This window comes from Bhargavaea massiliensis (genome assembly GCF_018390575.1).
In the GTDB taxonomy this organism is placed as follows: domain Bacteria; phylum Bacillota; class Bacilli; order Bacillales_A; family Planococcaceae; genus Bhargavaea; species Bhargavaea massiliensis.
The window spans coordinates 85,431-109,832 of the sequence record NZ_JAHBCJ010000007.1 but is presented as its reverse complement, the minus strand read 5'-3'; the positions used below and the strand labels follow the sequence as shown (position 1 = coordinate 109,832).

Annotated in this window: 23 protein-coding genes; 2 read left to right on the top strand and 21 right to left on the bottom strand. The window is 57.7% G+C overall.

What is annotated here, in order from left to right:
* Positions 1 to 262: 262 nt before the first annotated feature.
* The 5 genes from pcrA to KHA84_RS11670 all read right to left on the bottom strand — a co-directional run bounded on the left by pcrA (position 263) and on the right by KHA84_RS11670 (position 6,499).
* Positions 263 to 2,512 (bottom strand): DNA helicase PcrA, encoded by a 2,250-nt coding sequence (gene pcrA / locus KHA84_RS11690; protein ID WP_213423696.1) that lies wholly within the window; start codon positions 2,510 to 2,512, stop codon positions 263 to 265.
* A 68-nt stretch (positions 2,513 to 2,580) separates the two neighbouring features.
* A complete protein-coding gene (pcrB, locus tag KHA84_RS11685; RefSeq protein WP_419465603.1) occupies positions 2,581 to 3,282 on the bottom strand; it encodes a heptaprenylglyceryl phosphate synthase in 702 nt (233 codons plus the stop codon).
* Positions 3,283 to 3,603: 321 nt separating this feature from the next.
* Entirely contained in the window at positions 3,604 to 4,044 is a 441-nt protein-coding gene (locus tag KHA84_RS11680; protein WP_336511146.1) for a cell wall hydrolase, read from the bottom strand.
* Between the two features lie 257 nt (positions 4,045 to 4,301).
* The gene (locus KHA84_RS11675) at positions 4,302 to 5,636 is read right to left on the bottom strand and encodes a D-serine ammonia-lyase (RefSeq protein WP_213423694.1); all 1,335 of its coding nucleotides are present in this window, start codon (positions 5,634 to 5,636) and stop codon (positions 4,302 to 4,304) included.
* A gap of 17 nt (positions 5,637 to 5,653) precedes the next feature.
* Positions 5,654 to 6,499, bottom strand: a complete 846-nt coding sequence (locus KHA84_RS11670) for an alpha/beta fold hydrolase (protein WP_236823261.1) — start codon at positions 6,497 to 6,499, stop codon at positions 5,654 to 5,656.
* A gap of 108 nt (positions 6,500 to 6,607) precedes the next feature.
* On the opposite strand from KHA84_RS11670, the gene KHA84_RS11665 reads away from it, so the two are divergent.
* The gene (locus KHA84_RS11665) at positions 6,608 to 7,417 is read left to right on the top strand and encodes an MBL fold metallo-hydrolase (protein WP_213423693.1); all 810 of its coding nucleotides are present in this window, start codon (positions 6,608 to 6,610) and stop codon (positions 7,415 to 7,417) included.
* A gap of 1 nt (position 7,418) precedes the next feature.
* Here KHA84_RS11665 and KHA84_RS11660 read toward each other — a convergent pair whose 3' ends face one another.
* The 4 genes from KHA84_RS11660 to KHA84_RS11645 are packed head-to-tail and all read right to left on the bottom strand — an operon-like array spanning position 7,419 to position 11,130.
* On the bottom strand, positions 7,419 to 7,952 hold the full coding sequence (locus tag KHA84_RS11660; protein ID WP_213423692.1) for a GrpB family protein: 534 nt from the start codon (positions 7,950 to 7,952) through the stop codon (positions 7,419 to 7,421).
* 37 nt (positions 7,953 to 7,989) lie between these two features.
* Positions 7,990 to 8,304 carry a YerC/YecD family TrpR-related protein gene (locus tag KHA84_RS11655; RefSeq protein WP_213423691.1) on the bottom strand — a complete coding sequence of 105 codons (315 nt, stop codon included), beginning with the start codon at positions 8,302 to 8,304 and terminating at the stop codon, positions 7,990 to 7,992.
* A gap of 31 nt (positions 8,305 to 8,335) precedes the next feature.
* A complete protein-coding gene (locus tag KHA84_RS11650; RefSeq protein WP_213423690.1) occupies positions 8,336 to 9,346 on the bottom strand; it encodes a DUF3048 domain-containing protein in 1,011 nt (336 codons plus the stop codon).
* A 53-nt stretch (positions 9,347 to 9,399) separates the two neighbouring features.
* A complete protein-coding gene (locus KHA84_RS11645; protein WP_213423689.1) occupies positions 9,400 to 11,130 on the bottom strand; it encodes an adenine deaminase C-terminal domain-containing protein in 1,731 nt (576 codons plus the stop codon).
* Between the two features lie 106 nt (positions 11,131 to 11,236).
* Here KHA84_RS11645 and KHA84_RS11640 point away from each other — a divergent pair, with 106 nt between their 5' ends.
* Positions 11,237 to 11,674 carry a YgaP family membrane protein gene (locus KHA84_RS11640; RefSeq protein ID WP_213423688.1) on the top strand — a complete coding sequence of 146 codons (438 nt, stop codon included), beginning with the start codon at positions 11,237 to 11,239 and terminating at the stop codon, positions 11,672 to 11,674.
* A gap of 141 nt (positions 11,675 to 11,815) precedes the next feature.
* Here the strand turns inward: KHA84_RS11640 and purD are convergent, their stop codons facing one another.
* The 12 genes from purD to purE all read right to left on the bottom strand — a co-directional run bounded on the left by purD (position 11,816) and on the right by purE (position 24,264).
* A complete protein-coding gene (purD, locus tag KHA84_RS11635; protein ID WP_213423687.1) occupies positions 11,816 to 13,075 on the bottom strand; it encodes a phosphoribosylamine--glycine ligase in 1,260 nt (419 codons plus the stop codon).
* A 94-nt stretch (positions 13,076 to 13,169) separates the two neighbouring features.
* Positions 13,170 to 14,705 (bottom strand): bifunctional phosphoribosylaminoimidazolecarboxamide formyltransferase/IMP cyclohydrolase, encoded by a 1,536-nt coding sequence (gene purH, locus KHA84_RS11630; protein WP_213423686.1) that lies wholly within the window; start codon positions 14,703 to 14,705, stop codon positions 13,170 to 13,172.
* Positions 14,702 to 14,902, bottom strand: a complete 201-nt coding sequence (locus tag KHA84_RS11625) for a hypothetical protein (protein ID WP_213423685.1) — start codon at positions 14,900 to 14,902, stop codon at positions 14,702 to 14,704. Before KHA84_RS11625 ends, purH begins: the two co-directional genes overlap by 4 nt.
* A 3-nt stretch (positions 14,903 to 14,905) precedes the next feature.
* The gene (gene purN, locus KHA84_RS11620) at positions 14,906 to 15,493 is read right to left on the bottom strand and encodes a phosphoribosylglycinamide formyltransferase (RefSeq protein WP_213423684.1); all 588 of its coding nucleotides are present in this window, start codon (positions 15,491 to 15,493) and stop codon (positions 14,906 to 14,908) included.
* Positions 15,490 to 16,560, bottom strand: a complete 1,071-nt coding sequence (purM, locus tag KHA84_RS11615; protein WP_213423683.1) for a phosphoribosylformylglycinamidine cyclo-ligase — start codon at positions 16,558 to 16,560, stop codon at positions 15,490 to 15,492. The genes purN and purM overlap by 4 nt, the downstream gene beginning before the upstream one ends.
* A gap of 15 nt (positions 16,561 to 16,575) precedes the next feature.
* Positions 16,576 to 17,997 carry an amidophosphoribosyltransferase gene (gene purF, locus KHA84_RS11610; RefSeq protein ID WP_213423682.1) on the bottom strand — a complete coding sequence of 474 codons (1,422 nt, stop codon included), beginning with the start codon at positions 17,995 to 17,997 and terminating at the stop codon, positions 16,576 to 16,578.
* Complete coding sequence (gene purL / locus KHA84_RS11605) at positions 17,973 to 20,204, bottom strand: phosphoribosylformylglycinamidine synthase subunit PurL (RefSeq protein WP_213423681.1); 2,232 nt, start codon at positions 20,202 to 20,204, stop codon at positions 17,973 to 17,975. Before purL ends, purF begins: the two co-directional genes overlap by 25 nt.
* Complete coding sequence (gene purQ, locus KHA84_RS11600) at positions 20,188 to 20,874, bottom strand: phosphoribosylformylglycinamidine synthase subunit PurQ (protein WP_213423680.1); 687 nt, start codon at positions 20,872 to 20,874, stop codon at positions 20,188 to 20,190. The genes purL and purQ overlap by 17 nt, the downstream gene beginning before the upstream one ends.
* Positions 20,871 to 21,125, bottom strand: coding sequence for a phosphoribosylformylglycinamidine synthase subunit PurS (gene purS / locus KHA84_RS11595; RefSeq protein WP_063181450.1), 255 nt, complete (start codon positions 21,123 to 21,125; stop codon positions 20,871 to 20,873). Before purS ends, purQ begins: the two co-directional genes overlap by 4 nt.
* A gap of 220 nt (positions 21,126 to 21,345) precedes the next feature.
* A complete protein-coding gene (gene purB / locus KHA84_RS11590) occupies positions 21,346 to 22,644 on the bottom strand; it encodes an adenylosuccinate lyase (RefSeq protein ID WP_213423679.1) in 1,299 nt (432 codons plus the stop codon).
* Positions 22,645 to 22,660: 16 nt separating this feature from the next.
* A complete protein-coding gene (gene purK / locus KHA84_RS11585; RefSeq protein ID WP_213423678.1) occupies positions 22,661 to 23,779 on the bottom strand; it encodes a 5-(carboxyamino)imidazole ribonucleotide synthase in 1,119 nt (372 codons plus the stop codon).
* On the bottom strand, positions 23,776 to 24,264 hold the full coding sequence (gene purE, locus KHA84_RS11580) for a 5-(carboxyamino)imidazole ribonucleotide mutase (protein ID WP_213423677.1): 489 nt from the start codon (positions 24,262 to 24,264) through the stop codon (positions 23,776 to 23,778). Before purE ends, purK begins: the two co-directional genes overlap by 4 nt.
* Positions 24,265 to 24,402 lie beyond the last annotated feature (138 nt).

Genomic DNA, 24,402 nt, shown 5'->3' with positions numbered 1-24,402 from the left:
CATGTGGCAACTCCGGGCGCCATGTGGCAACTCCGGGCGCCATGTGGCAACTCCGGGCGCCATGTGGCAACTCCGGGCGCCATGTGGCAACTCCGGGCGCTATGTGGCAACTCCGGGCGCCATGTGGCAACTCCGGGTGCCATGTGGCAAATCGGGCAGCCATGTGGCAAATCCGGGCGCCATGTGGCAACTCCGGGTGCCATGTGGCAAAACGGGCAGCCATGCGGCAATTTCAAGCCCCTAGTGGCAATTCCGCGCCCACTTAAGCCTTCTCGATCGGTGCGAATTTGGCGAGGAGGCGCTTGATGCCGACCGGTTCCGGGAAGGCGATGTCGAGTTCCTGGTCTTCGCCTTGGCCGCGGACGCTGACGACCATCCCTTCTCCCCACTTTTTGTGTTTGGCTTTGTCGCCGGCTTGCCAGCCGACGGATGCGCCGTTTTTACGGGCGGCCGGGCGCCGGACGGCAGGGCGTGCCGCAGGGCGGCCGCCAAAGCCGCCGGAGATCGGCGTGCGGCTGTAGTCCGGCTGTGAGCCGCCGGCGCCGACGGTTTCGATGATGTCCTGGGAGATTTCATTTATGAAACGGGACGGGCTGTTATAGCTTGTCCGTCCGTAGAGCGTGCGATACTGCGCGGCCGTGAGGAAAAGCTTCTCCTCCGCCCGGGTGATCCCGACATAGGCCAGCCGCCGCTCTTCTTCCATTTCCTCGTCGTCTCCGATTGAACGGGAGTGCGGGAAGACGTTTTCTTCCATCCCGATGATGAAGACGACCGGGAACTCGAGGCCCTTTGCCGAGTGCATCGTCATGAGGACGATCTGCTCGTTCGACGCATTTTCTTCCTTATCAAGGGAGTCGATGTCCGCGATCAGCGCGAGGTCGGTCAGGAATGCGACCAGTGACTTGTCGCCCTCGTCTTCATCGGCGCGCTTCTCGAACGACTCCGTGACGGACAGGAATTCGTTGATGTTCTCGAGGCGGCTTTCCGACTCGATCGTCTTTTCATTGTGCAGCATCGCGCGATAGCCGGACTTCTCGAGCACTTCCTCGACGAGTTCGGTGACCGACAGGTATTCCTGCATCTGCGTGAATCCGGCGATCAGGTCGCGGAACTCGGCCGCCTGGTTGATCGCCCGCGGCTGAAGGCCCGGGATAAAGTCGACTTCTTTAAGTGCATCGAAGATTGACAGGTCGTTCTGGATCGCGTAAGTCGCAATCTTATCGAATGTCGTCGCCCCAATGCTGCGCTTTGGTTCATTGATGATCCTGGCAAGCGACAGGTCGTCGTCATTGTTTGCAATCAGACGGAGATAGGCAAGCAGGTCCTTGATCTCCTTGCGGTCGTAGAACTTCGTGCCGCCGACGATCGTATATTCCAGGTTCGACTTGACGAGGTATTCCTCGATCATCCGAGACTGGGCGTTTGTCCGGTAAAGGACCGCAAAGTCGGTGAGCTTGCGGTTCTCCTTTTCCTGCAGCTCGAGAATCTTCGAGACGACAAACTGGGACTCGTCCTTTTCATCGGACGCTTTGTAGACGTAGATGTGCTCCCCTTCGGCGTTTTCCGTCCGGAGGTTTTTGTCGTAGCGGCTCGCATTGTTCTTGATGACGTCATTGGCCGCCTTCAGGATCCGCTGTGTGGAACGATAGTTCTGCTCGAGCATGATGACTTTGGCGTCCGGATAGTCTTTCTCGAACGACAGGATGTTGCCGATGTCGGCCCCCCGCCATCTGTAGATCGACTGGTCGGAATCGCCGACGACGCACAGGTTCTTGAACTTGTCGGCAAGCATGCGGACCAGTTTGTACTGCGCGTGGTTCGTATCCTGATACTCGTCCACGTGGATGTACTGGAACTTGTTCTGATAGAACTCAAGCACTTCCGGCATCTGCTCGAACAGCTTGATCGTGACCATGATCAGGTCATCAAAGTCGAGCGACTGGTTTTTCCTGAGACGTTTTTCGTAGGCGGCATACACCTCTCCTGCCGTTTTCTCAAACGGGTTAAACGGATTCGCCTGCTCCTGGAATGACTTTGCATCGATCAGTTCGTTTTTCGCATTTGAAATTGTCCCGAGCAGCGAGCGCGGCTCATATTGCTTCGGGTCAAGGTTCTGCTCTTTCAGGATGTTCTTGATGACAGTCAGCTGGTCGGAGCCGTCGAGGATCGAGAAGTTTTTCGAGTAGCCGATCCTGTCGATCTCGCGGCGCAGGATCCGGACGCACATCGAGTGGAATGTCGAAACCCACATGCGCTCGCCCGTGCCCGGCCCGAGCAGGCCATCGATCCGCTCCCGCATTTCGCGTGCCGCCTTGTTCGTGAACGTGATCGCGAGGATCTTCGAAGGATACACCTGCTTCTCCACGATCAGATAGGCGATCCGGTGAGTCAGGACACGCGTCTTGCCGGATCCCGCTCCCGCCATGATGAGAAGCGGCCCTTCGGTGGTGCGGACCGCTTTCGCCTGTTCGGGGTTCATGCCATTGAGGAGGTTGTTTGAGATGGTTTCCATGGGTGGCTCCTTTCTGATGAAGCGTGCGAGCAGACGGGAGTTTGGCTCCAGTCTGCTCTATTTTTATATCAAATAGTCTTTTTCATTTCTTTCACAGCGCGGACGGTTTTCAGAGCTGCTTTCAGGTCGTCATACACAATATTGCCGACAACGACCGTGTCGGCGTATCGCGCCATCTCTGCGGCCTGTTCCGTCCCGCGGATGCCGCCGCCGTAAACGAGGCGGGTGTCTTTCAGCACTTGGGCCGTGCGGCTCACCGTCTCCGGGTCGCCATAAGTGCCGCTGTACTCCAGGTATAGGACGGGCAAGCGGAAGAAATGCTCCGCGAGCCGGGCATAGGCGATAACGTCCTCTGTTTCGAGGGGCGCATCAGCACCGGTAAGCTGTGCCGCCTTGCAGTCAGGATTCAGGATGACATAGCCTTCCGCCAAGATCTCGCTGAAGTCCATCAGGTCGCCGTACTCCCGGATCGCCGCGAACTGATGCCCCTTGATCCACGAGGCGTCGCCGGTGTTCAGGACAGTCGGAATGAGGAAGCCGTCGAAGCCCGGCGTGATCGCCTCCACGTCCGACACCTCGAGGACGACCGGCACCGAATACCTGCGGATCCTCATGAGAAGCGCCAGCACATTATCGAGCGTGACGCCGTCCGTTCCGCCGACGATCAGCCCGTCCGTCCCCGACTCGCACAACCGCTCCAGCGCCTCATCACTGATCTCCTTGGCCGGGTCCAGTTTAAACACATGCCGCCATTCTAGAAATTCCATGATGCAGTACCACCTGTCTATAGTTTGCGTCCCCCCATTATAACAAAAAAGACTCCATCCGGCGGCTGTTTTGGAGCCGTCCGGAAAGGAGTGTTTCATTGCGGGTATTCTTGTGGAGTGAGACGGGAGAGAGAGACCTTTCGTCCGAAGGCAAAGCGTACATCAGGCGACATAGCGCCTGATGCCGGGATGGCGGGGGTCCGATGCCCACGCCCAGCCCGCCTTCCTCCATGAGAGAAGCCCGGTGATTTGGTGAACTTCGAGATCACGAATACAGCCAAAAGTCATATGTGAAGAACAAGCAACAACCTCACCAAGCTTTTTTTAGTAACTATAAACACTTTCGCATGTATTAGCCTGTGGCTCATAATAACAATGTTGTTTAAATTGTCCTGAAAATGGTTGCCCATACCATGTAGGCGGGCACGGAGCATACGGATTAAAATACCAAAGAGCATACTTAGAAGGATGTTGTCCCCAATAATTTACTACTTGTCGTGCCAATCTTCTCTCTACTTCTCTTGCTGGACTATAAAATAAATTACCTTTTTGCACTGCTTCAAAGGAATAATTTCCGCCTTGAACCTGAAAAATTACATCCTCTATGGTTCTTACATCCCTAAAATCTAAACAATCAGCTACAGTTCGATTTACAATGACATTCCCAACCATAAGCATCCCAAGTCGCCCTTCACCCTCAGCCTCTGCCCGCATCATTCGTGCAATTAAATCGATGTCCTTCTCCCTATATTTCACTCTCGGCACTTTACATCACCTCTACCGAGAATTGTATTCAAAACAGCCTACAAAGATGTTAAGCAGTTACATCTTATTTGGGAAAATTGTTAATAAAACGCGTGACCGCGCATAGGTTTCTATGCGCGGTTTGAATGGTGTTATGCGCGGTTGAAGCAGTTCTATGCGCGCTCAGCCGGTTTCTATGCGCGCTTGCGGCAAGCCTATGCGCGCTTTCCCCAAGACGAACGCCAAAAGCGCCGGCACATGGCAGGCGCCCAATCCTTTTATTCTCTTCCCTTCTCAATATACGACTCCATCACATCATCCGGCACCATGCCCCCGCCGGTCGCCCAGGCGATATGGACGGCGCGGTCCATCCGGTCCGTCATCCCCGGTTGCAACGCTGCCTCGAATCCGGACTCGGCAACATGCACCGCCCCCGGCACACCGGCTAATGCGGACGGCTCGAGCCGGATGCCTTCAAGTTCGCTCATTTTCGCCAGAAGGCTATACAACTTGTCATCGCTGACGGTAAACGAACCGGCGAGCAGCCGCTCCATCACTTTGCCGACGAACCCTGACGGGCGGCCGACTGCGAGGCCGTCCGCATCCGTCTTGTTGTCCAGACCGAATTCCTGTACCGACACTTCGTCGTGCTTGCCGGTGACGAGGCCGAGCAGCATGCACGGGGCATGGGTCGGCTCCGCAAAGAAGCAGTGGACATGATCGCCGAACACCTGCTTGAGCCCGAACGCGATGCCACCGGGCCCGCCACCGACACCACACGGCAGATAGACGAACAGCGGCCGCTCCTCGCCGATTTCGATTCCCTGATCCTCAAGCTGCCCCTTCAGACGCAGTGCCGCGACGGAATAGCCGAAGAACAGGGTCTTCGAGTTTTCATCATCGACGAAGTGGTCGTTCGGGTCCGCTTCCGACTGGCGCCGTCCCTCTTCAACTGCCTTGCTGTAATCGTCCGGATGCTCGACGACGTTCACGCCCTTTTCACGGAGCATGTTCTTTTTCCACTCTTTCGCATCACTCGACATATGCACCGTCACGCGGAAGCCCATTTTGGCGCTCATGATGCCGATGCTGAGCCCGAGGTTCCCGGTGGAGCCGACCGTGATTGAATACTTGGAGAAGAATTCGCGGAAACGCGGTTCGGCAAGCACCGAATAATCATCTGACTCGCTTAGGAGGCCATGCCCGATCGCCAGGTCCTCCGCATGCTTCAGCACCTCGTAGATGCCGCCGCGCGCCTTCACGGAACCGGAAATCGGCAGATGGCTGTCACACTTGAGCATCAGCTGTCCCGGAATTCGGACGCCCGCCTCCCGTTCCAGCCAGTTCTTCATTTCAGGGATTTCCTTTAAAGGCGATTCGATGATTCCGCCTGAAGGCCCCGTCTCAGGAAACACCGTCGCGATGTAAGGCGCAAACCGCCGCAGGCGCGCTTCGGCGTCTTTCATATCATCAATCGACAATCCGGTCTCCGCCTCCCCGACCGGCCCATATGCCGGGTTAACCCAAAACACTTCTTCCGCCTTCATCATCTCGCCGATAACCGGATAGGCACCGGTCCATTCATCAATGGTCTTTCCTGCAATGTTTTTCATAATGCTTTTCCCCCAGACTAAATTGTCATTTTCACGAAACGCCGAAAAGCCTCTTCTTCTTCATCGTAAGGATGATGATTGCTATGGTTAAAAAGTGTAAAAGAAGCGTTCGGCATCAGATTTGCAACTTCTTTTCCAAACTTCGGCGGGCATTGGGCGTCGTAATTACCGCAATAAATAAAAGCCGGAGTCTGAACACTCCTTAATTCCTTACGAACATCAAAGCGAGCGCAGTCATGCTGTCTGAAATAATCCAAACGCTGGCCAACTGTCTTGCCACTATTTATTTTCTTCATGGCCTGCAGAAGTTTTTCCTCAGAATGATAAGACATCAGCGCCCACTCGAAGCTTAGTGCTTTTCGCTTTTCTGTGTTGGTGGCTGGATCGTTAAGCAAGTCCATTATTTCTACTATCCGGCTGAAGTGCAGATTTTCTTTGCAATAAATGCTATCCGGGTCCATACAGTATTCATAACTGGCCGCCGTTCCTCCGGCGATGATTTTTTCCAAAGAATCGGGAGCGGCAATCGCGTATTTCAGTGCAAGCATTCCACCTGTAGAGTGACCGGCAAATGACCAGCTCCTGCATCCCAGCGCTTTGCGGATTGCCTCAAGATCCAGAACAGATGCATCCATGCTATATTCCTCCGGATCTTCGGCGTGGCAAGAATTTCCGGCACCGCGCAGGTTAATCAGGTAAACATGATAATGTTCAGAAAAAGGAGCGGCAAAAGTATGGCCTCTTTCATCAAATTCACTGTAGAGGTGGGTGGCGGCTAACAGCGGCCCCTCCCCAAATTCAAAAAACTCGAAGGTTCCTCTGGCGGTATCGACAAAACGCCTGATCCAAGACCTTTCTTTCAAGACTTTTCCCCCTTCACAATCTCCCTCTCTCTATTAAAGCAGGAATCCCGCAAACTTTCTCGAACTTCTTGAAATGAATGACTATTCACCAAAAAGGAAGTGAAGGTTTTGCTCCGTTCGTATGAACACGATGGCGTGACCTGTCTTGAATTGACGCACCCCGTCATGGGAAAGGTGTTTGCTTTTCTCACGGATGGCCTGCTGGTCGACACCGGGCCGCAATCACTTGAAGCTGATCTCATGCCGTATCTTGAACAGGCATCATTCGATCAGATTGTCCTGACACATAGCCACGAAGACCATTCCGGGAATGTGCCGGCCATCCTTGGGCGCCGGGATGTACCGGTCTTCATTCATGAGAAAGGAATCGATATCTGTGCCGAGGACACGCCGTATCCGGCATACCGTCAGGCGGTCTGGGGAAAGCGCAAGCCCTTCAAAGCCCGGCCGATTCCCGATCCCCTCCGTTCCCGCACGCACGAGTGGACAGTGATTGAAACGCCGGGGCATGCGGCGGATCATATCAGCTTGTTTAACCCGCAAACAGGCACTCTCTTCTCAGGTGACCTTTTCGTCGCAACAAAGACAAAGGTCATTATGGCGGATGAATCGATTCCTGAGCGGATGGACTCGATCCGCAGGCTGCTTTCTCTCGACTTCGGGCCGCTGTTCTGCTGCCATGCCGGCTATGTGGCGGATGGCCAAGATAAACTGCGGCAAAAGCTGGACCATCTTGAGTATATTTATAGCGAAGTGGAAACGCTCCACAAAAAAGGACTGCCGGCTGAAGAAATCCGAAAGTCCCTGTACCCGAAAGACTACCCGATCATCAACGTTTCAGGCGGAGAATGGGACTCCCTGCATATCGTGAATTCGATCATAGCCGACATCATGAAAAAGACGCCCCGACTGATTTGAGTCAGGGCGTCTTGCCTTTCCGACCGTCCATCCACTTTTCAGCTCTCTCCTGCAATTCAAGGACCGTTGGTGCTTTCAGATCCTGGTAAAGTTTAACGTCCTCCACGCCATCGTCTACAAGCTGCATTTTCAGGTTGTGGTACCGCTCCGCTTCATCGGGATACTCCCTGAGATAATCACGGAATGCGAGATGGCGCATTACGTGTTCCGATCCTTTTCCGAACACATGAACATGATGAGTGTGGACATTTTCCGTTGCCCTGACAAAATACCGCCTTCCGGGAATACCGTGCTCTCCCCTCGGCACAAATCCCGCACGTTCCATTTCAGAAACAAATGCATCCACTTCTCCGATATCACGCACTTCTGCAAGAATATCGATCACCGGTTTGGCGGCCATCCCCGGGATCGATGTGCTGCCGATGTGTTGGATGTCCATCAGTACATCTCCCAAAACCCCTTTCAGCTTTTCGGATGCCTCTTTGAATTGCAGCGCCCACTCTTTCTGATAGGGCCAGATTTCCAGCCTCCGCATCCTGCCCCTCCCTTCCGAAACGAAAAAGAGAAGGCAATTACGCCTCCTCTTCCTCTTTTTCCTTTTCCTCCATGCGAGCCAGGATCTCACCGTAGCCGCCGGAGCCGTAGTCGAAGCAGCGGCGGACGCGGGAGATGGTGGCGGTGGAGGCGCCAGTTTCGTTCTTGATGTTTTCGTAGGTATAGCCCATTTTCAGCATCCGCGCGACATTCAGCCGCTGTGAGAGCGACTGGACCTCGCTGATGGTCGCGAGGTCGTCAAAGAAGCGGTAGCATTCGTCCAGATCTCGCAGTTCGAGGATTGCCTCAAACAGGGCGTCGGTCTGTGGGCCGCGCAGCTTTTCGAGTGCCATATCGGCACCTCCTTTATCTCTGTTCAATCACTTACGGTGTATAGGTCACATGCTGTGAAGGTGTTTCGGGCACGAAGTGGATCCACGTCTTGCCCGGCGCGAGCGGGAACGGTCCGGATCCGTCCGTGACAGTCGGGATGCCGCCGCGGCTTTCCCATAACATTTCATAAACGTTGCCGTCCCGGAAGACGAGCGCGGTGCCGCCCGCCTCCAGGTCAAGTGCCCGCCGGCCCTTCCCGTCAATGGTGCGGTGAGGGACTTGGAGGACGAGTATATTCGACAGGCGGACCGCCTCGCCATCATCCAGGTCCACCGTTTCCGCCCCGCCGGATTCCCGTGAATACATGCTTTCGGCGGAGTCGAACGCATAGCGGCTCGTGAAATTGGAATCGGCACCATGGGTCACTTCCGTCTCACCGGCCGGTTCACCGCCGGCAGGAGGCGAGGAGTCAAACACCCAGTCCGGCGAATCCGGCCTGTCCATCCGGAAACCGCTGTCCAAGGCGCCCTCCATCACCGCGTCTCCGGTGATATACGAATTGTGCGGCGCAACCCGGTCAGGCGAGCGCTTGAACAACGTCCCGTCAAAGCGCATGCCGTTCAGGTGGTCGACTGTGCCCGTGCCAAGCAGCGCCTCCGCATCCGGGCTGTAGCCGTGTGCAAGATAAAGCGCATTGTGGGCCGCCGCCAGTTCCACGAAATAATCGCGGGCGCTCCGCACCGGCCCGATCGATTCCGGAAGCTCCGACTGGTAAAGCGCAAGGAGCCGGGTAATGTCTCCTTCGGCCAGCATTTCATAGACGACATCCGCTTCCGAAAGGCCTGACTGGGGCCGCGCTTTCGGATGGTTATTGATGGTCGCCATCACCGGGCGCATATCCGGAATCTCTTCGGCCTCCATCCCCGTGAACGGCTCGGTATAGGTGACGTCTGCAACGGCCTCCTCCGATTTTTCGGAGCCGGGCCCATCATCTGTGCTTTCCGAACAGCCGGCTAGAAACATCGAGACGGCAGCCGCCGCGATCCAGTTCCTTTTCTTCAAATTGGTTCCCCCTATGCTTGAACTCGGTCATCCATGTATATGCCGACCTTGTCCTACCGCATGAGTGCAGGGAACATCACTTTGCCGTTCATGACATCGTAAATGCCTTTTTGTGTGATGCGGACATACGGCAGATGCGTCGCCTGGAGGAACAGAAGCGTGTAGACCGCATCACCGTGCTTGTATCCGCGCGCCTTCAGTTCCTCTTTGAGTTTTGTTTCCTGGCTGATCAGTTTGTCCATCGGGAGATCCGACATGAGGCCGCCGAGCGTGAGCGGAAGTTCTGAGATGATTTTTCCGTTCTCGGCCAGCGCCATCCCTCCGCCGATTTCTTTCAGGCGGTCGAACGCCAGCTTCATGTCGGCCATGTTCTTGCCGATCATGATGATGTCGCCGGTGTTCGAATAGGACGAAGCGAACCCGAGAACATCGTCGGCGAATCCTTTGATGAGCGTGTTCACCCGCCAATTGCCCTCCCGGTCGATCAGGAGCAGGAAGCTTTGGTCCTGACCGGACGGCAGCCTCTGATCCGACGGGTCGACATCGACACTGTACGGCTTCGTGATGACGTCGTTCACCATCTCGATTCCGAATGGGAACGAGAATTGGAAATCGTTTTCATCCAGCTCGTACGGCGGATTGTATGGCTCGAGCCACGACCAGTCGATTTCCGGGAATTCATAAGCGTCTTCTCCGTCCCGCTTCATCCACACACCTTTGGACAGGACATCGGTCGGTACCGGGTTGTCCGGGCTCTCCAGGAAGTTCAGGTTTGCATAGCGCCCGGTTGCGATCAGGCCGTGCAGGTTCTCCATATCGTAATAGCGCGCAATGTTGTATGTTGCCATTGCATACGCATCTTCCGGCCTGACGCCGACATCCATCGCAGCCCGGATGCACTTGTCCATGACGCCGTCCTCGTGGAACGAAGGCGTCGAGCCGTCGGTCGTCATCATGAGGTGGTCAAAGATGTCGAGGTCCTTCTCAAGGATCCCTTTCAGCATCTCCGGAAGGTCCGGCCGGATTGAGGAATAGCGTAGCGTCACGGCGTAGCCCTGCAGGATGCGCCGTTCCACTTCTTCCGCTGTCATCGCCTCATGGTCGCCGTCCGCCCCGAGCAGGCGGAGCCGAGCGAGCGTCCGCTCGGAAGCCCCCGGAAGATGCGCCTCGATTTTCATGCCGGACTGCTTGGCGTTCTGCATCCAGTACAGCATCTGGTCGTCGCCCGCGACAAGCCGCGGCCAGGCGGTGAGTTCGCCGCCCATGAGGACGTCCGGACGCGCGATCCATTCACCGACAGACTGGGTTGAGTACAGCTCCTCTTCTCTATCCATCTGAGTCTGCGAATCAAACCGGGACCACCAGTAGAACGAAAACGGCAAAGCCTTCAGCTGGTCAAGGATTGCAAACGCTTTCCAATTCTCCATCGTCAAAAATAGAACGCTGTTGTCCGAGATAAAGGTCGTCGTTCCCCGGCGTAATGCATATTCCGCAAAAGATTGGGGATTATATAACTGGTACGGATGCACATGCGGCTCGATATACCCCGGCACGATCACCTTGCCGGACGCATCGATCACTTCCGTGCCTTCCGTTTTTTTCGGCATGTCCGGACCCGCATAAACGATCCGGTCGCCCGAAATCCAGATGTTGCCGGAAATCCACTTTTTCAGGATCCCGTGCAGGTATGTAGCATTCGTGATCAGGAGATCCGGTGCCCGCCTGCCGTCGATGACCGCAGTGTGGTTACGGAGCTCCCTGATTTTCCATGGTGCTTGAGCCATCGTCGCTGCCCCCTGACTTATCTATCTGTTACTTCATCTTATCACAGTGTGAAAGTGAAAAAAAGGCACGCGGCCGAAACCGTGTGTTCGGAAGGAGAAGTTTTCTATGAAACCAACTGACCAGACGATCAACGTCGGTACGAAAAGCGCCTACCTCCGCATCAGCTCCGGACTCGCGATGCTTGCCTGGGGCACGACGCGCATGATTAAGGATCCCCGCAGCATGGCCGGCCCGATCCTTGTCCTGTCCGGCGCCTGCAAGACCGCGGAAGGCATCGCCCGCTATTGCCCGATGAAGGAAATGATGAGCGGCGGCATGGACGCCCTGATGAAGCCGGAAGTCAGCGGCGGAACGCTGCCGGCCATTTCCGCAGGCGGAACAGAGTCCGGTGAATCCGGCGAGAAAATCCAGGCATTTTCATACGGCGGTTTTGACGGGGCCGGGTCGGAACGGAACGTCCCCTCCGGACAGAATGAATCCGCTTACAAAAATGGTGTCGGATCAGGGCAAGGCCAGAAAAAAGACCCGATGCAATCAATCTGAAAACCGGCGGACGGCAATGCCCGTCCGTTTTTCTTATGTTCTCCGTCAGTCCTATTCTATCGCATTTTTCTGAATGTTGTAAGGGTTGAAATGAATCATTAAACCAAAAGCCGCCCCATCAATCACGGGACGGCTTGTTTCTCATTTCATCGCGCGTTTTCCGATGTCGGAGCGGTAGAAGAATCCGTTCCATTCCATCGAATCAAGCGCAGCGTATGCTTTTTCGCTTGCTTCCCGGAGGCTTTCGCCTTCCGCCGAGACGAGGATGACGCGGCCGCCGCTTCCTGCGAAGCGTCCGCCTTCCGCTTTTGTTCCGGCGTGGAACACATCGAGGCCGGCTTCCTCAAGTGGTTTCAGGTCCGGAAGCAGTGCGCCTTTCTGAACGTCGCCCGGATAACCGTCCGCGGCGATCACGACGCCGAGGCGGGCGCCTCCTTCCCATTCCGGTTCAATCGGGTTGCCGTCAAGCAGTCCGACCAGGAATTCCGCAAGATCGGATTTCAGCTGCGGCAGGACGACCTGGGTTTCGGGGTCTCCGAAGCGGGCGTTGAATTCGATCGTTTTCGGGCCGTCTCCGGTGAGGATCAGGCCGGCGTAAAGAATTCCCGTGAACGGCGTGCCTTCCGCGTCCATCGCGCGGACGGTCGCTTCGACGATCTGTTCGTGTGCTGTGCGGACGGCTTCTTCCGGCAAATGCGGAACCGGAGAATAGGCGCCCATGCCGCCCGTGTTCGGTCCTTCGTCATTGTCGAACGCACGCTTATGGTCCTGCGACATCGGCATCGGGAAAATCTTGCCGCCGTGGACGAACGACATGTAGCTGAACTCTTCCCCGTCGAGGAATTCCTCGATGACGACACGGGAGGAGGAGTCGCCGAACTTGCGTCCGCCGATCATGTCGTCGACTGCCGCGAGCGCTTCATCCATTGTCATCGCGACGACGACACCCTTCCCTGCCGCGAGCCCGTCAGCCTTGATGACGATTGGCGCACCCTGTTCGCGGATGTATTCTTTTGCCTGCTCCGCATCGGTAAACGTCTCGTACTTCGCAGTCGGGATGTTGTATTTCTTCATGAGCTCTTTGGCAAATGCCTTGGAGCCTTCAAGCCGGGCGGCTGCTTTGTCAGGTCCGAAGATGCGCAGGCCCGCCTCCTGAAAGTGATTGACGATGCCGCCGGCAAGCGGCTGCTCAGGCCCGACAAATGTCAGGCCGATGTTTTTTTCTTTCGCAAACTCTGCGAGCTTGCCGAATTCCATGACACCGATCGGGACAATTTCGGCGTCATCCCGCATGCCGTCATTGCCCGGCGCGACGTAAACCTTGCCCACCGACGGGGACTTTTTAAACTGGCGGACGAGCGCGTGCTCGCGGCCGCCGCTTCCGATGACGAGTACATCCATTTGGGGTCACTCCTTATGAAAACAACCTGCACAGCCGGCAGGTTGTTTTTCTTGATTGGTGAGGTCGTTTGCTTAACACTCGGCCCGCCGGGAATCAGTGCTTGAAGTGGCGGATGCCGGTGAAGACCATCGCGATGCCGTATTCATCGGCTTTCTTGATGGAGTCTTCATCCTTCTTCGAGCCGCCCGGCTGGATGATTGCCGTGATGCCGGCTTTCGCAGCCGCTTCGACGGTATCGTCCATCGGGAAGAATGCGTCGGATGCAAGGCCTGCGCCTTTCGCGCGGTCGCCTGCCTGCTCAAGTGCAATCTTGGCCGCACCGACACGGTTCATCTGTCCGGCACCGACGCCGAGCGTGCGGTTGGCGTCCGAGACGACAATGGCGTTCGACTTCACGTGCTTGACGACTTTCCAGCCAAGCTTCAGCGCTTCCCATTCTTCTTCGGTCGGCTTGCGCTTGGTCGCAACTTTAATATCCGCGTCCTCCAGTGACTCGGTGTCCGGATTCTGCATGAGGAGGCCGCCCTCGACGGAAACGGTCGCCCACTCGTCGCGCTTGCCTTCCGCCCCGTCCAGTTTCAGGAGACGGATATTCTTCTTCTGGGTGAGGATCTCGAATGCCTCGTCCGTGTAGGCGGGCGCGATGATGATCTCGAGGAAGATGCCCGCCAGCTGCTCGGCCGTCGCCGCATCGATTTCCCGGTTCAGCGCGATGATGCCGCCGAAAATTGAGACAGGATCCGCTTCGTAGGCTGCCTTGAACGCATCGGAAAGTGTTGCCGCTGTTCCCACGCCGCAAGGGTTCATGTGCTTGACCGCAACAGCTGCCGGCTCGCTGAATTCGCGGACGATGCCGATCGCGGCATTGGCGTCCTGGATATTGTTGTAGGAGAGTTCCTTCCCGTGAAGCTGTTCCGCGCGGGCGATCGAGAACTGCCCGCCGAGCGGACGGCTGTAGAATGCCGCTTTCTGGTGCGGGTTCTCGCCGTAGCGGAGCGGCTGTTTGAGTTCGTAGGTCATCGTGACGCTTTCCGGGAATTCCTCTCCGGAAAGCTCGGTCAGGTAGCCGGAGATGAGCGCATCGTAAGCGGCTGTATGACGGAACACTTTTGCCGCAAGCCGGCGGCGGGTTTCAGAAGTCGTCGCCCCGTCATTTTTCAGCTCTTCCAAAACCGCCGGGTAATCCGCCGAGTCGACGAGCACGGTGAGATACGCGTGGTTCTTCGCGGATGCGCGCAGCATCGTCGGGCCGCCGATGTCGATATTCTCGATGGCGTCTTCGACCGTCACATCCGGCTTCGAGATCGTCGACTTGAACGGGTACAGGTTCACACAGACGATGTCGATCGGAAGGATTCCGTGCTCCTCCAGTTCGGCCTGGTGTCCCGGGTCGTCATGCTTGGCGAGCAGGCCGCCGTGGATATACGGATGGAGCGTCTTGACGCGTCCCCCGAGGATTTCCGGGAAGCCGGTCACATCCCCGACTGCGGTGACGGCGACGCCGTTTTCCTTCAGATGGTTCATCGTCCCGCCGGTCGACAGGATTTCATAGCCGAGCCCTTCAAGTTCTTTCGCGAACTCGAGGACACCGGATTTATCCGATACGCTGAGCAATGCTCGTTTTTTCACGGTTGGGGCCTCCTTATGTAAATCAGAACGCCGGCTTTTTGGGTGCCGGCGGCTGTTGTAAAGTCGTCGTCAGATTCAGAAGCGGAGCGGTTCGTCACTTTCGGATGGCGAATCGTCACTTTCAGGCGGGCAATCGTCACTCTCACAGGACGAATCATCACTCTCAGGCGGGCAATCGTCACTCTCGCCCAAGACACGCCCTATTCCGTAACCGCACTTTCCGCCAGCACTTTCCGCAAAGCTTCCTTATAAAGATCGTGCTCGACCGCATGGATGGCGGCTTCGGTCTTCTCGCGGTCACCCGCCACAACGGGGACTTCGCGCTGAAGAATCGCCGGGCCGGTGTCCATCCCTTCGTCGACGTAGTGGACGGTGACGCCGGTTACGTCCACTCCGGCGTCCATCGCCTGGCCGATCGCGTCCTTGCCCGGAAAGGCCGGGAGGAGCGACGGGTGGATGTTGATGATGCGGTTCGGATAGGCGTCGAGCAGTGTAGGGCCGATCAGGCGCATATAGCCGGCCAGGGCGATCCAGTCCACTTCCTCTTCCTGTAGCCGCCCGAGGACGGTTTGCTCATAGGCAGCCTTGTCCGGGTAGGCTTTCGGATTAAAGGCGACAGACGGGATGCGGAACCGCTCCGCCCGCTCCATCACTTTGGCGAGCGGCTTGTCGGTGACGAGAAGCACGACTTCCGCTTCCAGCTCGCCGTCTGCCGCCGCCTGGGCGATCGCTTCGAAGTTCGAACCGCTTCCCGATGCGAAGACGGCGATACGCGGTTTCCGGCTCATGCTTCCGGACCTCCCGCAAGCGTGCCGTCATGTTCGCCGTTAAAGCGGACACCTTCGCCCGCAACAACGCGGCCGATGACCGACGCCTTCTCGCCGTGGGCTTCCGCAATGCGGATCGCTTCCGCCGCTTCCGACTCGGGCAGGGCGACGATGAATCCGATGCCCATGTTAAAGACGGAGTACAGGTCACGGTCGGCAAGCTGCCCTTTTTCCTTCAGCATGCGGAACACCGGGAGCACTTCCCACGAGCCGAGGTCGATCTCGGCAGCCAAGCCTTCCGGCAGCATGCGCGGGACGTTCTCATAGAATCCGCCGCCTGTCACGTGCGCCATGCCGTGGACGTCCAGGCTCCGTGCCATCTCAAGAACCGGCTTTGCGTAAATCTTCGTCGGGGTCAGCAGCGCTTCCGCCGAACTCCCCAGCTCCTCATACCCGGGAACCGGTTCGTCCGCTTTGACACCAGTTTGATCGAAGACAATTTTCCGGACGAGCGAGTAGCCGTTTGAGTGAATGCCGCTGGACGCGATGCCGACGAGGACGTCGCCTTCTGCGACCTTTTCGCCGGTCACAATATTCTTCTTCTCGGCAGCGCCGACAGCGAATCCTGCGAGGTCGTATTCGTCCTCGTCATACAGACCCGGCATCTCCGCCGTCTCGCCGCCGATCAGCGCCGCCCCTGCCTGGACGCAGCCATCGGCGACTCCCTTGACGATCGCTTCGACCCGTGCCGGTACGGCTTTGCCGAGTGCGACATAGTCGAGGAAATAAAGCGGCTCCGCGCCCTGTGCGACGATATCATTCACACACATCGCGACGCAGTCGACGCCGATTGTGTCATGCTTGTCCGCCATAAAGGCGACTTTCAGCTTCGTGCCGACGCCGTCTGTCCCCGAAACGAGGACCGGCTGGCTGTAGCCGAGCTCGGACAGGTCGAACATCCCGCCGAATCCGCCGAACGCCCCCATGACACCCTTTCGCTCTGTACGGGCGACATGGGATTTCATCCGCTCGACCGACTCATATCCGGCTTCGATGTTTACGCCGGCCTGTTCATATGCTTTTGACATGCCAGTGGCCTCCTCTTAAACGAGTTCCTTTTCATGCGGCAGTTTCGTGTCCGCGAAGATGTCCGTCGGGTAATTGCCTGTGAAACATCCGAGGCAGTGGCCCCGGTTCGGATCTTGGTCGTTCCGTCCGACCGCTTCGATCAGCCCTTCCGCCGACAGGAACTGGAGCGAGTCCGCCCCGATCAGTTCACAGATTTCTTCCGGCGTGCGCCCTGTCGCGATCAGTTCGGAGTCGGTGCTGATATCGACGCCGTAGAAGCACGGTGAGATCAGCGGCGGTGCGCTGATCGCGACGTGGACTTCCTTCGCGCCCGCGTCACGCAGCATTTTGACGATCCGCTTCGAAGTGGTGCCCCGGACGATCGAGTCGTCGACCATGACGACCCGCTTGCCCTCGACAACCTGACGGACCGGAGACAGCTTCATCTTCACTCCGCGCTCCCGCAGTTCCTGGGACGGCTGGATGAATGTCCGGCCGACATAGCGGTTCTTGATCAGGCCCATCTCGTACGGGATGCCGCTTTCCTCCGCAAATCCGATTGCTGCGGAAATGCTGGAGTCCGGCACGCCCGTGACGACATCCGCATCAATGGTGACTTCCTGCGCAAGCCGCTTGCCGAGGCGCTTCCTGGCCATGTGGATGTTGATGCCGTCGATGTCGGAATCGGGACGGGAGAAATAAATATATTCCATCGAGCAGATGGCACGATTCGCCTTCGGTGCGAAGCGGTCGCTCCGGATGCCGTTGTCATCGATGATGACGAGCTCACCCGGCTCGACCGAACGCACCGTCTCCGCGCCGATCAGGTCGAACGCAGACGTCTCGGATGCAACGACCCACGTTTCCCCGCCGATGCAGCCGAGGGACAGCGGGCGCATGCCGTTCGGGTCCTGCGCGACATAAAGGGCATCCTCGGTCAGGAGGACGAAGGCAAAAGCGCCCTGCAATTGGGCAAGTGCCTTTTTCAGCCGCTCGTTTTGCGGATAGCTGATGTTTTTCTTGATCAGATGGGCAAGCACTTCCGTGTCGGAAGTCGACTGGAAGATGCTGCCCTGGCGCTCAAGATGGCGCTTGAGTTCGCCCGCATTCGTGACGTTGCCGTTGTGCGCAATCGCCAGGCTGCCTGTTGTCGAGCGGAACACAAGAGGCTGGACGTTCTCGATGCCGCGCCCGCCATCCGTCGTGTAGCGGACATGGCCGATCGCCGCATGGCCCGGCAGCTTGTTTAGCCGGTCGCCCTGGAACACGTCGTTGACAAGCCCTTCCCCTTTTTCAACGAGCAGATGGTCGTCATGCACCGTGCAGATCCCGGCTGCTTCCTGCCCCCTGTGCTGGAGGGCATGAAGGCCGTAGTACGCCATCTGGGCCGCATTGTCATGGCCCCAGATGCCGAACACGCCGCATTCTTCATTTAGCCCTCTGAGTTCACTAAGCACGGGATCGCCCCTTTCCAGGCGGATTCGAGCAGGGAGACGTCCTGGTCGACCAACGGATTGCCTTCTGTGTCGCGGATGACCAGGCGTCCCGCTTGCGTGATTTCACCGATTTTCCGTGCATCTGCAGCCAGTTCTTCGAAGCGGGCCGCGTGCTCCGGCTTGACGGTCACGATAAAGCGGGACTGTGTTTCACTAAAGAGTGCAGTGACGGCGGAGCCTTCGAGTTTCACATCAGCGCCGAGCCCGGTACCGAACACCTTCTCGGCAAGCGCCACTGCGACGCCGCCTTCCGCGACATCATGCGCGGAGCGGACGATGCCTTCACGGATTGCCGCGAGGAGCGCTTCCTGGCGGGATGCTTCCACATCGAGGTCGATTGCCGGCGCCTTGCCGGAAATCTTGCCGCCGTTCAGCATTTTCTGCAGCTCGGAACCGCCGAATTCGGTTTTTGTCTCGCCGATCAGGTAAACCATGTCCCCGGCCGCTTTCGCAACCTGAGTCGTCGTGTGTTCCAGGTTCTCGACGAGGCCGACCATGCCGATTGTCGGTGTCGGGTAGACCGGCTTGCCGGCGCGTTCGTTGTAAAGGGAGACGTTCCCGCTGATGACCGGCGCGTCGAGTGCGAGGCAGGCCGCGCTGATGCCGTCTGCCGACTTTTCCAGCTGCCAGAAGATCTCCGGATTATCCGGGCTGCCGAAGTTCAGGCAGTCCGTGATGGCAAGCGGCTTGCCGCCAGAGCAGATGATGTTCCGCGCCGCTTCAGCGACCGCGATCTTTCCGCCTGTTTCCGGATCAAGATAGATGTAGCGGGAGTTACAGTCGGCGGTGATGGCCAGGCCCTTCTCGGTACCGCGGACACGCACGACAGCAGCATCCGAACCCGGGGCAACGACCGTGTTGGTGCGCGCCTGATGGTCAAACTGGCTGTACACCCATTCCTTCGACGCGATCGTAGGCTGCTTCAGGAGGGAAGCCAGTGTTTCACTGTAGTCGTCCACTTCCGGCTCCTGCTGCTCCATCTCCTGGAATTCGCGGAAGTATTCCGGCTCGCGGGACGGCTTGTGGTAGACCGGTGCATCCTCTGCAAGCGCATCGGCAGAGACTTCCGCGACGACTTCACCTTTGTGGAGCAGGCGCAGCATCTTGTCTTCTGTGACATGACCGATCGATACCGCTTCAAGATCGTACTTGGAGAACAGGTCGATGACTTCCTGCTCACGGCCTTTCTGCACGACGATCAGCATGCGCTCCTGGGATTCGGAAAGCATCATTTCGTAGGCAGTCATGTCTTCATCGCGCTGAGGGACGAGATCAAGGTTCATCTCGATTCCGAAGCCCGCCTTCGAAGCCATTTCGGCGGAAGAAGACGTCAGGCCGGCAGCTCCCATGTCCTGGATGCCGATAAGCGCGTCGGATTTGACGAGTTCAAGGCATGCATCCATGAGGAGTTTTTCAGTAAACGGATCGCCCGCCTGGACCGGCGCGCGTTCCTTGCCCGGGTCATCCGAAATTTCTTCCGACGAGGAAGTTGCGCCGTGGATTCCGTCGCGGCCAGTTTTCGCGCCGACATACATGACGGTGTTGCCGACGCCGGCAGCCAAGCCGCGCTGGATGTCTTCGTGGTTAAGAAGGCCGATTGCCATCGCGTTGACGAGCGGCTTTCCTGCATAGGAAGGGTCGAACTGGATTTCACCGGCGACTGTCGGAATGCCGATGCGGTTGCCGTAGCCGGCGATTCCCGCGACGGCTTCCTCGAACAGCCAGCGGTCACGGTCGTTGTCGAGTTCACCAAACCGGAGCGAGTTCACTGCCGCAATCGGCTGGGCGCCCATCGAGAAGACGTCACGGAGAACCCCGCCCACGCCGGTCGCTGCCCCTTCATACGGCTCGATCGCCGATGGGCTGTTGTGCGACTCCATCTTGAAGACGACTGCCTGGTTATCGCCGATGTCGACGATGCCCGCGCCTTCGCCGGGTCCCATGAGAACCTGTGGGCCTTCGGTCGGGAACTTGCGGAGAACGGGCTTGGAGCTCTTATACGAGCAGTGCTCCGACCACATGCTGGAGAACAGGCCGGTTTCCGTATAGTTCGGCAGGCGTCCGAGAAGCTTGACCGCCATTTCGAATTCTTCCGTGGTCATGCCCATCTGTGCGTAGATCTGTTCATCGCGGATTTGTTCCGCCGTCGGCTCAAGCTTGGTTGGCATGGGATTCCCTCCACTCATTCACAATCGATTTGAATACGTTCAGTCCGTCTTCGGAGCCCAGGATGGACTCGGCAGCCCGCTCAGGGTGGGGCATCATGCCGAGAACATTGCCCTTTTCGTTCACGAGGCCCGCGATGTCACCGACGGATCCGTTCGGATTGCCGTCCGAGTAAACAAAGACAATCTGGTTGTTTTCTTTGAGTCGGCCGTAGGTCTCTTCATCGCAGTAGAAATTGCCTTCGCCGTGGGCGATCGGGATGTTGAGCTCCTCGCCCTCGGTGTACTCGCTTGTGAACAGGGTGCGGTTGTTCACGACCTGGACTTTGACGTTGCGGCAGATGAATTTCTGGTCACGGTTCTTAAGGAATGCGCCCGGCAGCAGGCCCGCTTCCGTCAGGATCTGGAAGCCGTTGCCCACCCCGAGGACGGGCTTGCCTTCTTTCGCTGCAGCGATGATTCCTTCCATGACAGGTGCTGTCCGCGCAAGGGCTCCCGCACGCACGGCGTCGCCGTAGGAAGCGCCGCCCGGCAGGAGGATAGCGTCATAGGCGGACAGGTCCGTTTCATGGTGAGGGACGTATTCCGCCTTTTCTCCAAGAACGTCGGTTACGGCATGGTAGAGGTCGAGGTCGCAGCTGGATCCGGGAAATTGAATGACGGCGAATTTCATGCCTCTTCAACCTCCAGCACTTCGTACCGGTAGTCTTCGACGTTGGTGTTTACGAAGAGCTTTTCACACATTTCCCTGACGGCCGTGTCGAGATCTTGCCCCGTGTCTTCGATGGTCAGTTCGATGTATTTGCCGATGCGGACGTCTTTTACGTTGTCATGGCCTTTGGCGTGGAGGACGTTGATGGCTGCAGTCCCCTGAGGATCGATTACACTTTCACGGAGCGTCACGTACACATTTGCTTTTTTCATTTTGGTTGGCCTCCCAATTGGTGAGTGTGTGGTGGTTTAGATGAAGTGCGGAGATACTCCGCTCCGGGCTCTTCGCTTTCCGCGGGCGGGCGCCAAGCCTCCTCGGCGTCCCGCCTGCGGGGTCTCGGCTGTCCCGCTTTTCCCGCAGGAGTCTTCGAGCCCTGCGCTGCGTTTAATCAATTTCAAGAAAATGTATTGCCGTCCATCGGGTTACTCTCTGTCAGTCATTCAGTCCGCAGCGTTCGAAGATGTCGTCGATGCGCTGGAGGTGGTGGTTGTAGTCGAAGGCGTCGTCGAGTTCTTCTTTGGTCAGTTTTTCGGAGATGACCGGGTCGGATTCGACGAGGTCCCGGAATGGAACCTGTTCTTCCCAGGCTTGCATCGCGAGCGGCTGGACGGTGTCGTAGGCTGCTTCTCGTGCCATGCCTTTGTCGATGAGCGACAGAAGGACGCGCTGGGAGTAGATGAGCCCGAGCGTGCGGTCCATATTGCGCTTCATGTTTTCCGGGAAGACGGTGAGGTTCTTCACGATGTTGCCGAAGCGGTTCAGCATGTAGTTCAGCGTGATCGTGGCGTCCGGGATGATGACACGCTCCGCGCTCGAGTGCGAAATGTCGCGTTCATGCCAGAGGGCGACGTTTTCGAAGGCGGTGACCATGTAGCCGCGCATCAGGCGGGACAGGCCGGTCATGTTCTCGGAGCCGATCGGGTTGCGCTTGTGCGGCATTGCGGACGAGCCTTTCTGGCCCTTCGCGAAGAATTCCTCGACTTCGCGCGTTTCCGATTTCTGAAGGCCGCGAATCTCGACTGCGAACTTCTCGATCGATGTCGCGATCAGTGCAAGTGTCGAGATGTACTGGGCGTGGCGGTCACGCTGGAGGGTCTGTGTGGACACCGGCGCCGGCGCGAGGCCGAGCCGCTCGCACACATACTCCTCGACGAACGGCGGAATGTTGGCGAATGTGCCGACCGCGCCGGACATCTTGCCCGTCTCGATCACGGCAGCCGCCGCTTCGAAGCGCTCAAGATTCCGCTTCATTTCTTCGTACCAAAGGGCCATCTTCAGGCCGAATGTCGTCGGCTCCGCGTGCACGCCGTGCGTGCGGCCCATCATCACGGTGTACTTATGCTCTTTCGCCTTCGCAGCGAGGATGTCGATGAAGTTGTGCAGGTCTTTCCGGATGATTTCGTTTGCCTGCTTGATGAGATACGAGAGCGCCGTGTCGACGACGTCCGTTGACGTGAGGCCGTAATGGACCCATTTGCGCTCTTCCCCAAGCGTTTCGGATACCGCGCGGGTAAAGGCGACGACATCGTGGCGGGTTTCATTCTCGATCTCCGCGATTCGCGCTACGTCGAACGAGGCGTTTTCCCGGAGTTTTTTCACGTCTTCCTTCGGGATATCGCCAAGCTCCGCCCATGCTTCGCATGCGAGGATTTCGACTTCCAGCCACGCATTGTATTTGTTTTCTTCCTTCCAGACATTGCCCATTTCGGGGCGTGTATAGCGTTCGATCATTCGGTTTTTGCCTCCATTAGCGCCAGATTCCGCTTTCGTCGATCCGGCGAAGCGTTTCTTCATTATCATCTGCAAGGATGGTCACATGGCCCATCTTGCGGTTGTGCTTGGCCCCGGCCTTGCCGTACAGGTGAATCGACCAGTCCGGCTGTTCAGGGATGGCATCGAGGACCGGCGCGACGTGCTGGCCGAGCAGGTTCACCATGACTGCCGGGCGGTGGAGCTCCGGCGTGCGGAGCGGCCATCCGCAGATGGCGCGGATGTGCTGGCCAAACTGGGAGATCGTGCATGCCTCGATCGAATAGTGGCCCGAGTTGTGCGGGCGCGGCGCAAGCTCATTGATGAGGATGCTGCCGTCTTCGAGGACGAACATCTCGACCGCCAGCGTCCCGATCAGGTCCAGGTGGTCGGCGATCTGCCCGGCCGCTGTGATGGCGGCCTCAGCCGTAGCATCCGCGATCCGTGCCGGGACGATCGTCTCGTGCAGGATATGGTTTTTGTGGATGTTCTCCTGAACCGGCAGGCAGCGGGATTCGCCGTTTGTTCCGCGCTGGATGATGACCGAGATTTCCATTTTGAATGGGATGAACTTCTCGGCCACGCATGCGGAATGAGCGAACAGCTCTTCCGCTCCGGCAAGTTCGGATTCCTCTTTCAGGATGACCTGCCCCTTGCCGTCGTAACCGCCACGCGCGGTCTTTACGACGCACGGGAAGCCGATCTCTCCGATGCGTTCCTTCAGCTCTTCAAATGTCCGGGCTTCCACATAGGGAGCGACCGGTGCGCCCGCATCGTGGATCGCCGCTTTTTCCGCGATCCGGTCCTGGGTGATGCGGATGATTTCCGCGCCCTGCGGGACGTAGGCTTTCCCGGTCAGCCGCTTGAGCCCTTCGTAGTCGATATTCTCAAATTCAAAGGTGATGACGTCGCTCACTTCCGCAAGGCGGTCGAGCGCTTCTTCGTCGTCGTATGGGGCGACGATTTTCACATCGGCCACCTGGCCTGTCGGAGAGTCTTCCGCCGGGTCAAGCACTGCGACGCGGAAGCCGGCCTCCTTGGCGGAAAGGGCCATCATGCGGCCGAGCTGCCCGCCGCCGATGATGCCGATCGTCTGTCCGGGAAGAATCATGGTCATACGAGATCACCTGTGCTTTCAATAGATTGCTCTGCGAGCCGGCTGCGCCGCTCTTGGATGCGTCCGCGGAGCGCTTCGTCCTGCACTGCGAGCATCTGAGCCGCAAATAGGCCGGCGTTTGTAGCGCCGGAGTCGCCGATTGCCATCGTCGCGACCGGGACGCCGCCCGGCATCTGGACGATCGACAGGAGCGAGTCCATGCCACTCAGCGCGCGCGACTTGACCGGAACGCCGATGACCGGCACGAGAGTTTTTGCGGCGACCATTCCCGGCAGGTGGGCTGCGCCCCCCGCCCCCGCGATGATGACTTCGATTCCCCGCTCATGTGCCCGTTCCGCATAGGTGAACATTTCATCCGGCGTTCGGTGCGCGGAGACGACCTTCTTCTCGTATCCGACTCCCAGTTCGTCCAGGATATCGCATGCTTTCTTCATCGTTTCCCAGTCGCTTTTGCTTCCCATGATGACGCCCACTTTCACGTCCATTGCAATCGCTCCTTCCGGCAGTTTGCCGCCAATAAATAAAAGCCCCGAATAGACTGCTTCCTATTCAATAGGAGGAAAGCAGTCGATCCGGGACCTGAACATGTTCAGATAAGTCGGTAGCGTCATGATCATTTCCAT

Excerpts from the sequence above, each read along its gene's own strand:
- purD (WP_213423687.1), bottom strand. The coding sequence starts at position 13,075 with ATGGATGTACTCGTCATCGGAAGCGGCGGCCGCGAGCACGCGCTCGTC.
- purE (WP_213423677.1), bottom strand. The coding sequence starts at position 24,264 with ATGGACGTGAAAGTGGGCGTCATCATGGGAAGCAAAAGCGACTGGGAA.
- purQ (WP_213423680.1), bottom strand. The coding sequence starts at position 20,874 with ATGAAATTCGCCGTCATTCAATTTCCCGGATCCAGCTGCGACCTCGAC.
- purS (WP_063181450.1), bottom strand. The coding sequence starts at position 21,125 with ATGAAAAAAGCAAATGTGTACGTGACGCTCCGTGAAAGTGTAATCGAT.
- KHA84_RS11655 (WP_213423691.1), bottom strand. The coding sequence starts at position 8,304 with ATGGCACTCGAAAAGCTGCGCGGCCCACAGACCGACGCCCTGTTTGAG.
- purN (WP_213423684.1), bottom strand. The coding sequence starts at position 15,493 with ATGAGCCGGAAACCGCGTATCGCCGTCTTCGCATCGGGAAGCGGTTCG.
- KHA84_RS11675 (WP_213423694.1), bottom strand. The coding sequence starts at position 5,636 with ATGAAAAACATTGCAGGAAAGACCATTGATGAATGGACCGGTGCCTAT.
- pcrA (WP_213423696.1), bottom strand. The coding sequence starts at position 2,512 with ATGGAAACCATCTCAAACAACCTCCTCAATGGCATGAACCCCGAACAG.
- purM (WP_213423683.1), bottom strand. The coding sequence starts at position 16,560 with ATGTCAAAAGCATATGAACAGGCCGGCGTAAACATCGAAGCCGGATAT.
- KHA84_RS11660 (WP_213423692.1), bottom strand. The coding sequence starts at position 7,952 with ATGCGGAGGCTGGAAATCTGGCCCTATCAGAAAGAGTGGGCGCTGCAA.
- purL (WP_213423681.1), bottom strand. The coding sequence starts at position 20,204 with ATGCCAACCAAGCTTGAGCCGACGGCGGAACAAATCCGCGATGAACAG.
- KHA84_RS11640 (WP_213423688.1), top strand. The coding sequence starts at position 11,237 with ATGAAACCAACTGACCAGACGATCAACGTCGGTACGAAAAGCGCCTAC.
- purK (WP_213423678.1), bottom strand. The coding sequence starts at position 23,779 with ATGACCATGATTCTTCCCGGACAGACGATCGGCATCATCGGCGGCGGG.
- KHA84_RS11645 (WP_213423689.1), bottom strand. The coding sequence starts at position 11,130 with ATGGCTCAAGCACCATGGAAAATCAGGGAGCTCCGTAACCACACTGCG.
- purB (WP_213423679.1), bottom strand. The coding sequence starts at position 22,644 with ATGATCGAACGCTATACACGCCCCGAAATGGGCAATGTCTGGAAGGAA.